Below are 14,006 nucleotides of genomic sequence, written 5' to 3'. Positions count from 1 at the left end.
GCCCGATGACCGACGCCCCCTCCCAGACCGTGCCCGACAGCGTGACGGTGATCCGGCATCCGCTGGTGCAGCACAAGCTGACGCTGATGCGGCAGAAGCAGACCTCCACCGGCGAGTTCCGCCGCCTGGCGCGCGAGATCAGCCTGCTGATGGCCTATGAGCTGACGCGCGACCTGCCGCTGGAAAGCGTCGAGATCGAGACGCCGCTGGAGGTGACGCAGGCGCCGCGCCTCGCCGGCAAGAAGCTCTGCATCGTCTCCATCCTGCGCGCCGGCGACGGCATCATGGAGGGGATGCTCGACCTCGTGCCCTCCGCCCGCGTCGGCCATATCGGCCTCTACCGCGACCCGGAGACGCTGGTGCCGGTGGAGTATTACCTCAAGCTGCCGGACGACGTCTCGGAGCGGCTGGTGATCGTGGTGGACCCGATGCTGGCCACCGGCCATTCCGCCGCCGCCGCGCTCTCCCGCCTGAAGCAGGCCGGCGCCGAGCAACTCCGCTTCGCCTGCCTGCTGGCGGCGCCGGAAGGCGTCTCCGTACTGACGGAAGCGCACCCGGACGTGCCGGTCTTCACCTGCAGCATCGACCGGGAACTCGACAGCCACGCCTATATCCGGCCGGGGCTGGGGGATGCGGGGGACCGGCTCTACGGGACAAAGTGAAAGGCTGGGGGAATGAATTCCCCCAGACCCCCTTCTTTTTTCTATCGGCTTTAGGTCACGCCTGAGGCGCCGGGGCTGCTCCAGCCCCGGCGTGGGCGCGTGCCGCCAGCGCTGCAGAATTGACAGAAAGAAGATGGGGGTCCGGGGGAATTCTTTCCTCCGGCCTTTCTTTCCCTACGGGAAGGAGGAATTCCCGTAGGGATAGTAGTTCTTCAGGTCGAGATACTCGTAGGTCAGCCCATCCAGCCGCACCGTGCCGAGGAAGGGCTCCAGCGGCTCGACCAGCAGGATTTCCTTCGCGAAGCCGGTGTCGTCGAAGCCGCGGCGGAAATGCACGCGCGACTTGATGGCGATGACCTCGAAGGCATCCGGATCGAGCCCGATCTTGCGCAGCGAGGAGGGCTCCATGATCTGCGCCAGATAGGGGCTGAGCACGAGGACGTTGTCCTCGCCGAAATCGATGCTCACCCAGGGCAGGGCGGCGCTCTCGCGCAGCCCCTGGCTGATCTCGCGGATGGTGCCGGTGACGCGCACGGGCCGGCCGGCGGATTCGTCGGCGAGGCCGCCGATCTCGCCGTCGAAGGCGTCGCCGGGCCTGGCGCCCTTGGCGAGCAGCGCCTCGATGGCGGCGGAATCGGCGATGGTCGCGACCAGCGTCTTCCTCAGGCCGCGCGCCAGGATGTCCTGCAGCAGCCAGGTGGCGGAGCCGGAGCGGTCGCTGTGGTCGGCCAGCACGACGGGCGTGCGGCCTTCCGCCACCGCCTGCTGCGCCAGCGCGACGCCATCGGGGATCTTGTGCACCTTCGTGGAGTTCAGCAGCGCCTCGCGCCTGCGCCAGGCGGTGCCGGCCATGTCCTGGCCGATGCGCGCGGCGAGGTCCGGCCTGCCGTTGGTCAGCACCTGGAAGGTCATGCCGGCATCCGGCACGTCGGACCAGGGGAAGCCGAAGAAGACGTTGACGTAGGTGTCGGGCTCGCGCGCCTCCCAGGTGAGGGCGCGCTGGATCAGGTCCATCCAGGGCGAGGCGCCGGTCCATTGCAGGACGGTGGGCGAAATGATGGGCACCTTCACCGTCACATGCGCCGGCCTGTAGTCGCCGCGGATGGCGCGGACCAGGGTGCGCGCCGCCCGCTCGCCCTGCAGGTGGCTGTCGTAATGCGGGTAGTATTTCACGGTGAAGGCCATGTCGGCGTGGCGGAGGAACTCCGCGTCCTCGTTGCCGTGCGGGTCGAAGGTGGCGGCGATGAAGGCCTTCGGGCCGACCACTTCGCGCACGCGGCGGGCGATCTCCGCCTCCGGGCGGGGCACGCCGCGCACGCCCATGGCGCCGTGCAGGGAGAGATAGACGCCGTCGAAGGGACCCTGCGCCTTCAGCTCCTCCACCATCCGGCCGGTGAACCGCTCGAAGGCCTCGGTGGTGATCCAGCCGGAGCCGGAGCCGCGGCGCGAATCGAGCGGCGACTCGATGCCGACCAGCTCGACCCCCGCGAACTCGCGCGCCACCTTCACGAAGCCGCCGATATAGGATTTCGGCTCGGCGGCCAGCAGCGCCTCGCCCCTCGCCGGGGAGCCCTCGTAGGTGAAGTCCTCGACCGTGGTGTCGTAGGGCAGGAAGGTCACGGTTTCATGGGAGAACTTGAGCACCGCGATGCGGATCGGCTGCGTGTCTGTCATCAGTCCCCTGCGACGCCGGAGGCGTTCTGCTGCGCTGCCGCGCGGAGCGGCGAGGCCCGTTCCGGGGGCAGGAGGGGGAAGACTAGGCCGGGGAGGCCGGGCGGCCAAGGCGGGCAGGACCGCCGCCGCAGGCAACGTTCCCGGGGTTCGTGCGGTTCTACCGGCCGCGGCAGCATGAAGGGAGCAGCGGTTGGGAAGGCGTGGCGCATGGGCCCTGGCGGCGATCCTCCTGCTGGCCGCAGGTCCGGCCTGGCTGGGGGTGCGGTGGTATCAGGGGCATGACCTGCTGCTCTCGCAGGCGCCGGAGCGGCGGGCCAGCCGGCTCGCCCTGCCGGCGCGCGAGAGCGGGGTGGCGCTGCCGCTGGACGTGCCCTTCGCGCTCATTCATGACACCGCCGGGCGCCTCCTGCCCGAGGCCTTCAGCGATGCCGGCGAGGCCGAGGGCACGCGCTATCGCTACACTGTCCGCCGCACCCGCGGCATCACGCTCTCCCGCGCGGAGGATGGCGACCTGCGCGTGACCACGAGCCTGGTGGTGAACGGCGATGCGGGGCTGAGCGGCGGGCTTGCCGAGCTGCTGGCGCTGGGCGCCAAGAACTTCGACGCCGCCGCCGACGTGCAGGCCGACCTTGCCTTGTCCCTCGACGAGAACTGGTGCCCCACGGTCGGGCTGGACGTGGCTTACCAGTGGACCAAATCCCCCCGGCTGGAGGTGATCGGCGGCGTCTGGGTCAATGTGGAGGAGCGGGTGAGGGGGCGGGTGGACGCGGCGCTGCGCGACCTGCCGCGGCTGCTCCGCGAGGCGATGCCCTGCGACGCGATCCGGCGGCAGATGCAGGAGGCGTGGCGCAACTACGACATCCCCGTGCAGCTCCCGGCCGCGCCGCCGCTGCATGTGCTGGTGCATCCGCTGTCGCTCGGCCTCTCCGGCCTCGCGGTGGAGCAGGACCGCCTCCGCCTTGGCTTGGCGCTGCAGGCGCGCACGGCGGTTTCCGCCACCGGCGGCGGGATGCCTCCCGCCGGCCCGCTGCCGCCGCTGCGCCGGGTGCCGGACCGGAACGGGCGGCTGCAGCTATCCATCCCCATCCGCGCCGGCTACGACATGATCCGCGACTGGCTGATGGAGCAGTTCGGCAGGCGGGACATCCCCTTCGAGGTCGCCGGACAGCAGGGCAGGCTGCGCATCCAGGAAATCTTCCTCTATCCGAGCGCGCCGGCAGTGGTGGCGGCCATCCGCTTCACCGTCGATCTGCCGGGGACACTGTTCGACACCTCCGGACGGGTCACCCTCTCCGCCCGGCCGGTGGTGGAGCGGGGCGGCACCCGCATCCGCCTCGCCGAGATCCGCTTCGCGCGGGACGTGGACAGCCTGCTCTGGTCGGCGGCGACGCTGGCCTTCGAAGCGCAGATCCGGGCGCGAATCGCCGAAATCGCGGTCTATGACCTGCGGCAGGGCATGGCCGATGCCCTGAAGGCGCTGCAACGGACGCTCTCCGACCCAGCCCGGACCGGCGGCGTCCGCCTGACGCTCTCGCGGCCCAGCCTGCGGCTGGAGCAGGTGGTGCCGGAGGCGGACGCGCTGACGGTGCTCGGGACTGCCGAGGCCACGGTCTCGGCGGAGCTGAGGACGCTGCCCGGCGGCTGACACCTGCCTTCCTGCCGGGGGAGGGGCGTGCCGGTCCCTATGCGTCCGGCGCCATGCCGAGGCCGGCAAAATGCAAGCCCTGCGCCCTCTCTGCCCGTGATTTTTCCGGCGCGCTCCCCTATATAGACATCGACGACGCAATCGCACGTGCCGTGAGCCCGAGGAGGGCACAGCAACGACGTAACGCGTCCTTTTCGGTCGAGCCGGCCACCCATGGGCCGGCGTCCTTAAGGGAAACGGCTATGTTCGCTGTCCGCCACGTGGCGATGCCATGCCATCGCAACATCGCCTGACACGCCCGGGCGCCTGACGCGCCGGGCCCTCGGCCCCTTCCGCCCTCCTCCACGCTGCCCTGCGCCCCTCCGGCCAGGCCGCCGCACCCCTCCTGCGACGTTGCGAGTTCTGCCCATGGCCCCGATTCGTTCCCGCGCCGCCGTTGCTCCCGTCCGCCGCCGCCCCGAGGCGGCGCGCACGCCCCTGATGCTGCCGGGCGTGAGCGAGCTGGTGGCCGCCGACCGCCCCACCGAGCCGATGCACTGCCTGCGCCCGGCGACCCTCGCCGCCGCCGCCCGCCGCTTCGTTGGCGGCTTCGCGGGGGATGTGCTGTATGCGGTGAAGTGCAACCCGGAGCCCGCCGTGCTGCGCGCCCTCTGGGCCGGCGGCGTGCGGCACTTCGACTGCGCCTCGGCGGCCGAGGTGCGGCTGGTGCGGCAGATGTTCCCGAAGGCGCAGATCCACTTCATGCATCCCGTGAAGTCGCGCCCGGCGATCCGCGAGGCCTATGAGCGCCACGCGGTGCGGGACTTCGTGCTCGACAGCGCCGGGGAGCTGGAGAAGATCCTGCAGGAGACCGGCGGGGCGGCCGATCTCGGCCTGGTGGTGCGGCTGGCCATGCCGAAGGGCGGGGCGGTCTATGACCTCTCCGGCAAGTTCGGCGCGCCGCTGGAGGAGGCCGTGGCGCTGCTGCGGGCGGCGCGGCCGCATGCGGTGCGGCTGGGCCTCAGCTTCCACGTCGGCTCGCAGTGCCTGGACCCGGCCGCCTATGGCCGCGCCCTGGCGCTGGCCGGCGAGGCCGTGCGCGGCGCCGGCGTGCCGGTGGAGGTGATCGACGTCGGCGGCGGCTTCCCGGTCGCCTATCCCGACGTCACCCCGCCGCCGCTGGGCGACTACTTCGCCGCCATCCGGGAGGGCTTCGCGGCGCTCGACCTGCCCGGCGCCCGCCTCTGGGCCGAGCCGGGCCGGGCGCTGGTGGCCGCCGGCACCTCGGTGGTGGTGCAGGTGGAGGCGCGGCGCGGCGACGTGCTGTACGTGAACGACGGCGTCTATGGCAGCCTCTCGGATGCCGGCGCGCCGGGCTTCCGCTTCCCCGCGCGGATGATCCGCCCGGAAGGCGGGGCCAGCGACACGCTGCGGCCCTTCGCCTTCTTCGGCCCGACCTGCGACAGCGCCGACTTCATGCGCGGTCCTTTCCTGCTGCCCGAGGACATCCGCGAGGGCGACTGGATCGAGATCGGGCAGCTCGGCGCCTATGGCGGCTGCCTGCGCACGGCCTTCAACGGCTTCGACCGCGCCCGGATGGCCGAGGTGCGGGACCAGCCGCTGCTGGAAACCCCGGGCCATGCCGAGGAGGCCGCGGCGGCGGCCTGAAAAAGGCTGGGGGAAGGAATTCCCCCAGACCCCCATCTTTTTTCTGCACGTTCTCGGTCGCGCCTGCTGCGGCCGCAGTCGCCGGGGCTGTATCAGCCCCGGCGCGAACCCGCGCCGTCCGTGCTTCAAACTGACAGAAAGAAGAAGGGTCGAACCTATAGGTTTGACCGGGGGAATTCATTCCCCCGATCTTGTTCTCACCGCGGCGCCACCAGCGCCAGGTATTCCCAGGCGACTGTCGCCGCCGCCAGTGCGGTGATCTCGGCCGTGTCGAAGGCGGGGGCCACCTCCACGATGTCCATGCCGCGGAAGTCGGTGCCGTCAAGCCGGCGCAGGATGGCCTGCGCCTGCCAGCTCGCCAGTCCGCCGATTTCCGGCGTGCCGGTGCCGGGGGCGAAGGCGGGGTCCAGCGCGTCGATGTCGAAGCTGAGATAGGCGGGGGCGCCTTCCACCGTCGCGCGGATGCGCTCGGCCACGGCGGCGGGGCCGAGTTCCTGCACCTCCTGGCCGCTCAGCACGGTCACGCCCTGGTCCAGCGTCCAGTCCCAGATCTCGCGCTGCACGGGCGAGCGGATGCCGACCTGGATCATCCGGCGCGGGTCCACCAGCCCCTCGCGGATGGCGTGGAAGAAGACCGAGCCATGGCCGAGCGGCTGGCCGAAATTGTCCGGCCAGGTGTCCACATGCGCGTCGAAATGCACCAGCGCCAGCGGGCCGGAGAGGCGCTTCGACAGGGCCCGCAGCAGCGGCAGGGTGACGCCGTGCTCGCCACCCAGCGCCAGCAGGTGCGGCAGGGGCGCGGCCTGCTCCTCGATCAGCCGGAGGCTGGTGGGCAGGTCACCCAGGGCGATGCGGAAGTCGCCTGCATCCACGAGGGAGAGGGTGGCGGGGTCCATCCAGCGGGTGGGGTGGGCGCCGTCCACCAGCATCCGGCTGGCCTGGCGGATCGCCTGCGGTCCGGAGCGGGCGCCGGCGCGGTTGGTGGTGCCGATGTCGAGCGGGATGCCGGCGACGGTGAAGTCGCCCCGCGCGCCCCAGGGGACGCCGAGAAAGCTGGGCACGGTGGCGAAGGTGGGAACCAGGGACATGCCGGGCATCCTGTGAGCGGTGGACGGCCTGTTAGCACGGCAGGCCGGCGAGGAAAGCTGACGGGGAATCGCGCCCCAGGGGGAAACTCCACAGCCCGCATCCCGGTTTGACTGCCGAGACCGACCCCCGCCGCAGCAGGAAGCCCGGGATGTCCGACATTCCCCACGCAGCCACCCTGGATGACTCGCTGGCCCTGCTCCGGGAGGGCTACACCTACATCTCCCGCCGCTGCGACCGGCTGGGCTCCGACCTGTTCACGGCCCGGATGATGCTGACGCCGGTGACCTGCATGCGCGGCGCCGAGGCGGCCCGCATCTTCTATGACAACGACCGCTTCACCCGGCAGGGGGCGATGCCGCAGATCACGCTGCGGCTGCTGCAGGACAAGGGCAGCGTGCAGGGGCTGGACGGCGCCGCGCACCGCCACCGCAAGCGGATGTTCATGGGGATGATGACGCCCGAGGCGCTCGCGGCAATGGAGGTGCTGCTGGCGCGGCGCTGGCGCGAGGCCGTGGCGCGCTGGGAGGAGCAGGGGGAGGTGGCGCTGCTGCCGGCCTCGGGGGAAGTCCTCACCCGCGCCGCCTGCGACTGGTGCGGCGTGCCGCTGCCGGACGAGGAGGCGCCGGAGCTGACGCGTGAACTGGCGGCCATGGTGGAGAATGCGGGCAGCGTCGGCCCCGGGGCGCTGGTGGCGCTCGGCCTGCGGCAGCGTACCGAAGGGCGCATGCGGCGGCTGGTCGAGCGGGTCCGCGCCGGGGAGGAAAGGGCGCCGGCGGGTTCGCCGCTGGCGGTGATCGCGGCGCATGCCGACCCGGATGGCCGCCTGCTGGACAGCACGGTGGCGGCGGTGGAGTTGATCAACCTGTTGCGCCCCCTCCTGGCCGTCAACCGCTTCATCGCCTTCGTCGCGCTGGCGCTGCATGAGCACCCGGAATGGCGTGCCCGCTTCGCGGATGGCGATGAGGCGGATCTGGAGCCCTTCGTGCAGGAGGTGCGGCGCTTCTATCCCTTCTTCCCGGTCATCGGCGGCCGGGCGCGCAGGCCGTTCGAATGGTCCGGGCATGCCTTCGCGGAGGGCGAGTGGGTGCTGCTCGACCTCTACGGCACCAATCACGACGCCCGCCTCTGGCCGGAGCCCGAGCAGTTCCGGCCCGAGCGTTTCCGCGATTGGCCGGGCGACCCCTACACGCTGATCCCGCAGGGGGCGGGGGACTTCCTGCAGGGCCATCGCTGCCCTGGCGAGTGGATCACCATCGTGATCCTCAAGCAGGTGGTGCGGCTGCTCTGCCGCGAGATGCGCTTCGAGGTGCCGCCGCAGGACCTCAGTGTCAGCCTGGCGCGGATGCCGGCGTCGCCGGCCAGCGGCTTCATCATGAGCCGGGTGCGCGGCAAGGCGCCGCTGCCTGTGGCCTGAGCTTCCTGAACCCGAGGAAAGAAGATGGGGGTTCGGGGGAATTCCTTCCCCTGACCTTTTTCACCCGGGCCTTCTTCACCCCTGCCGGCGGAACACCACGGTGAGGTTGTTGGCCGGCATCGGCACCACCGGCCCTGCGGTGAAGCCGGCGGCGCGGGCTGCTTCCGTCACGGTCTCAAGCTCGCGCAGGCCCCATTCCGGGTTGCGCTCGCGCAGGCTGCGGTCGAATTCCGCGTTGCTTTCGGCCAGCGGCACGTCCTGCTGGCGGTAGGGGCCATAGAGCACCAGCGGCGCGCCGGCGGGCAGGATCCGCGCCGCGCCGGCCAGCAGGCCGAGCGTCGCATGCCAGGGCGCGATATGGATCATGTTGATGCAGAGCACCGCATCCGCCGCCGCGATCGGCCATTCCGCGGCCGAGGCGTCAAGCGCCAGCGCCGGGAGCAGGTTGGGCAGCTCGGCCTCCTGTGCCCAGGCGTCGATGCTGGCGCGCGCGGAGGGGTCGGGGTCGCTTGGCTGGATGATCCAGCCGCGCAGGGCGGCGGCGATGTGCAGGGCGTGCTCGCCGGTGCCGCTGGCCACCTCCAGCAGCAGGCCGGAGTCGCCGAGCTGCTCGCGCAGCACCTCCAGGATGGGGCCGCGGTTGCGCAGCGCGGCGGGGGCGGAGCGGCGGGGGCCGGCGCTGCTCATGGGCGTCGCACCAGTGTCAGGCCGAGCTGGCGCAGCCCGGCCCATTGCTGGCGCAGCCAGCCGCCACTGGCCAGTTCCTCCGGCAGGCGCTTGTCGCCGGTGGCGGGGAAGAGGTCGCGGCGGAAGTCAGCGGTGCCGAAGACCCAGTCCCAGACCGGCAGCAGCACGGCGTAGTTCCTGCCGAGCCGGCCGGAGCCGAGGCGGCTGTGATGCAGCCGGTGGAAGCGCGGCGAGACCAGCAGCCGCTCGCCGAGGCGCCCGAAGGAGAGGCGGACATTGGCGTGGCTCATCGCCTCGGCCACGCGCAGCACGACGACGACGATGGGGAACTGCCCCGGCGGCACGCCGATCAGCAGCGCCAGCCCGCCGAACCAGACGGCGCCGAGCAGGTCGTCCAGGATGTGGTTGCGGTCGTCGGTCCAGAAGGTCATCTGACGCTGGGCATGGTGGATGGAGTGCAGCGCCCACCACCAGTCGAAGCGGTGTTGCAAGCGATGGCGCCAGTACTCGCCGAAGTCGAGCACGGCGATGTAGACGGCCAGCGCCAGCAGCGGCGCGTCGCGCAGGGTGGGGAAGAGCGTCTCCAGCGTCGGCGGCACCCAGCCGCTGCTGGCGACCAGGCCCGAGAGGCGCGACTCCAGCGAGGCGAAGAGGAGGAAGGCGAGCAGCGGCAGCAGGCCGAGCCGCGTCAGCAGGGTGTAGAGGATGTCGGTGCGGATGCTGCCCCCATCGGTGCGCGGCTCCACCGGGCGCCAGGCCTCCAGCGGGCGGCAGACGGCATAGACGACGAGGACCTGCACCAGCCCGAACAGGGCGAAGTCGATCCAGTCGAAGGCGTCCTCCGCCCATTCCATCAGGCCGGCGGCGTAGAGCGCCGGCTGCACCAGCGTCTCGAAGATCCAGCCGTTGAGGCTGTTCCAACCGTCCTGCAGCGCCCCGATCATGGCCTGCCCCCCTCCACTCTCAGGCGTCCTGCGCGGGCAGCAGGGCGAAGCAGAAGCCCTTCGCCTGCAACCCGGCCAGAAGATCCTCGAAGACCAGCCCGAAGGGCTCGCGCCGGCTGCGCACGCCCCAGTGCATGAGCAGCACCTCGCCATCCCGCACGCGGGCGAGCGCCTGGGCGAGCAGGCGGTCGTTCGGGTGGGTGGCGCTGCTCAGCTCGTCGCCCAGGAAGCCGTTGGCGGTCCAGCCCTGGTGGTGGAAGCCGGCGGCGGCGGCGAGGCGCAGCGCGTTGGGCGTGGTGTGGCCGCCCGGGGCGCGCCAGAGCGGCAGCACCTTCGCTTCCGGCGCGATGGCGCGCAGCGCCGCGATCGGCCGCGTCAGCTCGGCCCGCATGCCGTCGGCGCCCAGCATCTCGGCGCCCTTGCCGCGGCGGTTGACGTAGCGGACGCGGCCGGGGCCGGCATCGCCGGTGAAGTACCAGTGGCGCCAGGTGTGGCTGGCGAAGGCATGGCCCTCGGCGGCGCGGGCGCGCCAGAAACCGGCCCAGGCGGGGCCGAGGCTGGTGTCGCCGCGGGCGGTCGGCTCATTGGCCAGGAAGAGGGTGGCGCGCACCTCGCGCCGTTGCAGGGCGGCGGCGATCATCTCCGCCTCGCGGCCCCAGCCGGTGTCGATGGTGAGGTGCAGCGTGCCGGCGCGGCATTGCGGCAGGGCCGGGCGGGCGAGGGGAGCCTGGGCACCGGCGCCGCGCGCCGCCAGGGCCAGCGGCGCGAGGCCTGCCAGCCGCAGCAGGGTCCGCCGGCCGGGCGGGGGCGACATCGTCATCCGGGAGACCTAGTTGGTGAGCGGCTCGGCGGGAGCGGCGGCCGAGTAGAGGATGCCGTGCGGCGAACGGCCGACGCGGCGGGTTTCCAGCACGCCCTTCGCCGGGTCCACCAGGGCGATGCGGCCCTTCCAGCGCAGCGTCACCCAGAGGCGGCCCTGCGGGTCGAAGCTGACGCAGTCGGGGCCGCCCGGCACGTCGAGGCTGCGGATGATGTCGAGGCTCCTGGGGTCGAGCAGGGTGATGCGGCTGTCCACCCGGCTGGTGACGTAGAGGACGTCGCCCTGCGGGGCGGGGAAGAGGGCGTGGGCACCGCGCCCGACGGTGATCCTGCGCTCCACCGCCTGGGTCTCGGGGTCCAGCACCGCCACGTGGTCGCTGCCCATGACGCCGACCAGCAGCTTGCCCTGGTTCCAGATGATGCCGGCCGGCTCGGGGCCGATATCGGCCTTCCAGAGCGGCTGCAGCGTTTCCAGGCTGATGGCGGCGACGAGGCCGCTGCCCTGCAGGGTGACGTAGACCACCTTGTTGTCGGGGCTGTAGGCGAGGTGGCTCGGCATGTCCGGCATGTCGAGCCGGCTGGCGAGGGTGAGCTCCTGGCCGTCCCAGCGGTAGATGTCCACCTGATCGCGCCGCAGGCTGGTGATCACCAGGAAGCGGCCATCCGGGCTGAAGCCCATGTGGTAGGGGTTGGAGAGCGGCTCGCGCTTCAGCAGCTCGCCGGTGGCGGGGTTGATGAAGAGCATTTCGTTGGCGCCGGAATCGCCCACCAGCAGGGTCTTGCCATCCGGCGTCAGCGCCAGGTGGTGCACCTCGCGCAGCACGCGGATGCGCGACTTCTCGGCCTGGCTCTCGGCATCGAGCACCTGGATGGTGGCGTCGCCCGAGTTCAGCACATAGACCAGCCCTGCCGCCCGTGCCGGGACGCTGCCCAGGAGCAGGGCGAGAAGGGGAGCCAGGAGCGCGGGCAACCGCATGGTCGCTGCCTTCGGATGGATCGGGCCGGTCAAGCGGCTCGTGCGGCGGAGAGGCGGCCAGTGTAGCAGGTCCGCTTCCGCGCTCGCCAGCGCGGCGCCCGCCTCGCTGCGTGAAAGCTGCTTCATCCCCATGCCTCCGTCGGCCGGGGCATGGCCGCGGGCCGCCCCGCGAGGGGGCGGAAGGAAGAGGGGGGCGGGGGAGTTCCTTCCCCCGGCCTTTGCTGCCCTCAGAGCGCGCTCTTCTTCTCCTGGTGCACGGCGAGGCTGCCGATGGAGTTGCCGCCGTCCACCGTCAGCGTCGCGCCGGTGACGTAGCTGGCGGCGCTGCTGGCCAGGTACAGCGCGGCATTGCCGACATCCGACGGCGAGGAGCCGCGGCCGAGCGGGATGGCGGCGAGGGTGGCCTGGACATGCGTCTCGTTCAGCGGACTGGCGGTGCTGCCGGCGGCGAAGCCGGGCTCCAGCGCGTTCATGCGGATGCCGTATTCGGCCAGCTCGATGGCGAAGCCCTTGGTCAGCCGGTCCAGCGCCGTCTTGGAGGTGCAGTAGGGCACCACGGAGCGGCGCATCTTGCGGGCGGCGCCGGAGGAGATGTTGATGATGTTGCCCTTCACCCCGGCGGCGATCATCTGCCGGGCGGCGGCGCGGGTCAGCAGGAAGGGCGCGCGCAGGTTGATGTCGAAGATGCGGTCCCACTCCCCGGCATCGATGTCGAGCAGGAAGCCGCTGGGATAGACGCCGGCATTGTTCACCACCACGTCGGCGGCGCCCCAGCGGGTGCCGATGGCGGCCACAAGCGCCTCGATGGCGGCGGCGTCGCGCAGGTCGGCGGGGTGGGTGAAGCTGCCTTCCGGCAGGTTCGCGGCCATTTCGGCGAGGGCGGCGCCGTTGGCGTCGGTGAGGCAGAGCCGGGCGCCGGCCTCGGCGAAGGCCTGCACCAGCCAGCGGCCGACCACCCCGCAGGCGCCCGTCACCACCACCCCCTTGCCAGCCAGATCCTGAGCGAAATCCATCGTGTTCCCAATCCTGTACAGGGTGCTGCGGAGCTAGCCCGGGCGAGGGCCCCTGCAAAGCCCGGGCCGCCCTCCGGCCCGGCAAATCTGCCGCATGCCCGGTCCGCTGTGCAGCCCCGCGCGTTTCTGCTGTGACCAATGGAGGCCTGCGCCGTTAGTATGCTGCGCTGCAGCAAAGCGGTCATGCCATGGCGGCGGCAGGCGAGATGGGGAAGGGGCTGACTTCAATGGCGGAGACACTTTCCGGGCTGGACGAGCTGATCCGGTTGCGCCAGCGCTGGACACGGCTGCTGACCGGCGGCCTCTCGGCCGGGCTGCCGGGCGAGGTGGCGGACGGGCGCCTGGCCGAGGTGAAGGGGTTCGGCAGCAATCCCGGCGGGCTGCGGATGCTGTCCTATGCGCCGCCCGACCTGCCGCCCGGCGCACCGCTGGTGGTGGCGCTGCATGGCTGCACCCAGACCGCCGCCGGCTATGACCAGGGTTGCGGCTGGTCGGACATGGCGGACCGGCTCGGCTTCGCCCTGCTGCTGCCTGAGCAAGACCGCGGCAACAACGCCTATCGCTGCTTCAACTGGTTCAACTCGGCGGACACGCTGCGCAATGCCGGCGAGGCGCTATCGATCCGCCAGATGGTGGAGTGGATGCTGCAGGAGCACGGGCTGGACCGCGGCCGCGTCTTCATCAGCGGGCTTTCGGCCGGCGGCGGCATGACCTCGGTGATGCTGGCGACCTATCCGGAGGTCTTCGCCGCCGGCGCCATCCTGGCCGGCCTGCCCTATGGCGCCGCCAGCGATGCCTCGGAGGCGCTGGAGGTGATGCGGCAGGCGCCGCAGCGCAGCGCCGGGGAACGCGGCGAGGCGGTGCGGGCGGCATCGGCGCATCCCGGCCCCTGGCCGCGCGTCTCCGTCTGGCAGGGCGAGACCGACAGCACCGTGCATCCCGGCAACGCCGAGGAAGTGCTGAAGCAATGGCTGGACCTGCACGGCCTGACGCTGGAGGCGCCGGACGAGGTGGAGCGGAGCGAGCTGGTGGTGCATCGCCGCTGGCATGACGCCGACGGGCGCGTTCTGGTGGAAAGCCACCGCATCGCCGGGATGGAGCATGGCGTGCCGCTGCATGCCGGCACCGGCGCCGGGCAGGTTGGCGTGGCGGGGCCGCATCTGCTGGATGTCGGGATCTCCTCCACCCATGGTATCCTGCGCTTCTGGGGGCTCGGCACCGACCGGGCTGATATGCCCCGGCACTTCCGCGTCAACAGCCAGGGCGAGGCGCAGGAAATGACGCCCCGCCGCTTCGGTCCGGCACGCCTGCTGGACAAGGCGCTGCGCTTCGCCCGGCTGCGGTAGGGCCGGGGGAATGAATTCCCCCGGACCCCCTTCTTTTTTCTGCCGGTTTCAGTTCTGGCGCGAGCGTGCTTCGTCAGCACGACAAAAGCA

General features: G+C 71.7%; 12 protein-coding genes. 5 read left to right on the top strand and 7 right to left on the bottom strand.

What is annotated here, in order from left to right; translation table 11 throughout:
* Window positions 1–5 precede the first annotated feature (5 nt).
* Window positions 6–662, top strand: a complete 657-nt coding sequence (gene upp / locus QMO56_RS07795; protein WP_283524692.1) for a uracil phosphoribosyltransferase — start codon at window positions 6–8, stop codon at window positions 660–662.
* Window positions 663–836: 174 nt separating this feature from the next.
* On the opposite strand, the gene QMO56_RS07790 is transcribed toward upp, so the two are convergent.
* Window positions 837–2,336 (bottom strand): M81 family metallopeptidase, encoded by a 1,500-nt coding sequence (locus tag QMO56_RS07790; protein ID WP_283524690.1) that lies wholly within the window; start codon window positions 2,334–2,336, stop codon window positions 837–839.
* Window positions 2,337–2,526: 190 nt separating this feature from the next.
* Here QMO56_RS07790 and QMO56_RS07785 point away from each other — a divergent pair, with 190 nt between their 5' ends.
* Both QMO56_RS07785 and QMO56_RS07780 read left to right on the top strand, forming a co-directional pair.
* Window positions 2,527–3,981: a DUF4403 family protein gene (locus QMO56_RS07785; protein WP_283524688.1), complete on the top strand. Its 1,455-nt coding sequence runs from the start codon at window positions 2,527–2,529 to the stop codon at window positions 3,979–3,981.
* A 408-nt stretch (window positions 3,982–4,389) separates the two neighbouring features.
* The gene (locus QMO56_RS07780; protein WP_283524686.1) at window positions 4,390–5,628 is read left to right on the top strand and encodes a type III PLP-dependent enzyme; all 1,239 of its coding nucleotides are present in this window, start codon (window positions 4,390–4,392) and stop codon (window positions 5,626–5,628) included.
* Between the two features lie 197 nt (window positions 5,629–5,825).
* On the opposite strand, the gene speB is transcribed toward QMO56_RS07780, so the two are convergent.
* Entirely contained in the window at window positions 5,826–6,716 is an 891-nt protein-coding gene (speB, locus tag QMO56_RS07775; RefSeq protein WP_283524684.1) for an agmatinase, read from the bottom strand.
* Between the two features lie 149 nt (window positions 6,717–6,865).
* Between speB and QMO56_RS07770 the strand changes: the two genes are divergently transcribed.
* The gene (locus tag QMO56_RS07770) at window positions 6,866–8,131 is read left to right on the top strand and encodes a cytochrome P450 (RefSeq protein WP_283524683.1); all 1,266 of its coding nucleotides are present in this window, start codon (window positions 6,866–6,868) and stop codon (window positions 8,129–8,131) included.
* Between the two features lie 75 nt (window positions 8,132–8,206).
* Here QMO56_RS07770 and QMO56_RS07765 read toward each other — a convergent pair whose 3' ends face one another.
* From QMO56_RS07765 to QMO56_RS07745, 5 genes are all read right to left on the bottom strand, one after another.
* Window positions 8,207–8,818, bottom strand: a complete 612-nt coding sequence (locus QMO56_RS07765; RefSeq protein WP_283524681.1) for a DUF938 domain-containing protein — start codon at window positions 8,816–8,818, stop codon at window positions 8,207–8,209.
* Complete coding sequence (locus QMO56_RS07760) at window positions 8,815–9,762, bottom strand: sterol desaturase family protein (protein WP_283524679.1); 948 nt, start codon at window positions 9,760–9,762, stop codon at window positions 8,815–8,817. Before QMO56_RS07760 ends, QMO56_RS07765 begins: the two co-directional genes overlap by 4 nt.
* A gap of 19 nt (window positions 9,763–9,781) precedes the next feature.
* Window positions 9,782–10,582 (bottom strand): polysaccharide deacetylase family protein, encoded by an 801-nt coding sequence (locus tag QMO56_RS07755; protein ID WP_283524677.1) that lies wholly within the window; start codon window positions 10,580–10,582, stop codon window positions 9,782–9,784.
* A 9-nt stretch (window positions 10,583–10,591) separates the two neighbouring features.
* The gene (locus QMO56_RS07750) at window positions 10,592–11,683 is read right to left on the bottom strand and encodes a YncE family protein (RefSeq protein WP_283524675.1); all 1,092 of its coding nucleotides are present in this window, start codon (window positions 11,681–11,683) and stop codon (window positions 10,592–10,594) included.
* A gap of 101 nt (window positions 11,684–11,784) precedes the next feature.
* A complete protein-coding gene (locus QMO56_RS07745) occupies window positions 11,785–12,570 on the bottom strand; it encodes an SDR family NAD(P)-dependent oxidoreductase (protein WP_283524674.1) in 786 nt (261 codons plus the stop codon).
* Window positions 12,571–12,797: 227 nt separating this feature from the next.
* Between QMO56_RS07745 and QMO56_RS07740 the strand changes: the two genes are divergently transcribed.
* On the top strand, window positions 12,798–13,916 hold the full coding sequence (locus QMO56_RS07740) for a PHB depolymerase family esterase (RefSeq protein ID WP_283524672.1): 1,119 nt from the start codon (window positions 12,798–12,800) through the stop codon (window positions 13,914–13,916).
* Window positions 13,917–14,006: the final 90 nt, after the last annotated feature.

The organism is Roseomonas sp. E05, assembly GCF_030063475.1.
Lineage (GTDB): Bacteria > Pseudomonadota > Alphaproteobacteria > Acetobacterales > Acetobacteraceae > Pseudoroseomonas.
This window is presented reverse-complemented; position numbering and strand designations above follow the sequence as displayed.

Coding starts and splice junctions, on each gene's coding strand:
- QMO56_RS07780 (WP_283524686.1), top strand. CDS start 4,390: ATGGCCCCGATTCGTTCCCGCGCCGCCGTTGCTCCCGTCCGCCGCCGC.
- QMO56_RS07750 (WP_283524675.1), bottom strand. CDS start 11,683: ATGAAGCAGCTTTCACGCAGCGAGGCGGGCGCCGCGCTGGCGAGCGCG.
- QMO56_RS07760 (WP_283524679.1), bottom strand. CDS start 9,762: ATGATCGGGGCGCTGCAGGACGGTTGGAACAGCCTCAACGGCTGGATC.
- QMO56_RS07755 (WP_283524677.1), bottom strand. CDS start 10,582: ATGACGATGTCGCCCCCGCCCGGCCGGCGGACCCTGCTGCGGCTGGCA.
- upp (WP_283524692.1), top strand. CDS start 6: ATGACCGACGCCCCCTCCCAGACCGTGCCCGACAGCGTGACGGTGATC.
- QMO56_RS07745 (WP_283524674.1), bottom strand. CDS start 12,570: ATGGATTTCGCTCAGGATCTGGCTGGCAAGGGGGTGGTGGTGACGGGC.
- QMO56_RS07770 (WP_283524683.1), top strand. CDS start 6,866: ATGTCCGACATTCCCCACGCAGCCACCCTGGATGACTCGCTGGCCCTG.
- speB (WP_283524684.1), bottom strand. CDS start 6,716: ATGTCCCTGGTTCCCACCTTCGCCACCGTGCCCAGCTTTCTCGGCGTC.
- QMO56_RS07790 (WP_283524690.1), bottom strand. CDS start 2,336: ATGACAGACACGCAGCCGATCCGCATCGCGGTGCTCAAGTTCTCCCAT.
- QMO56_RS07765 (WP_283524681.1), bottom strand. CDS start 8,818: ATGAGCAGCGCCGGCCCCCGCCGCTCCGCCCCCGCCGCGCTGCGCAAC.
- QMO56_RS07740 (WP_283524672.1), top strand. CDS start 12,798: ATGGCGGAGACACTTTCCGGGCTGGACGAGCTGATCCGGTTGCGCCAG.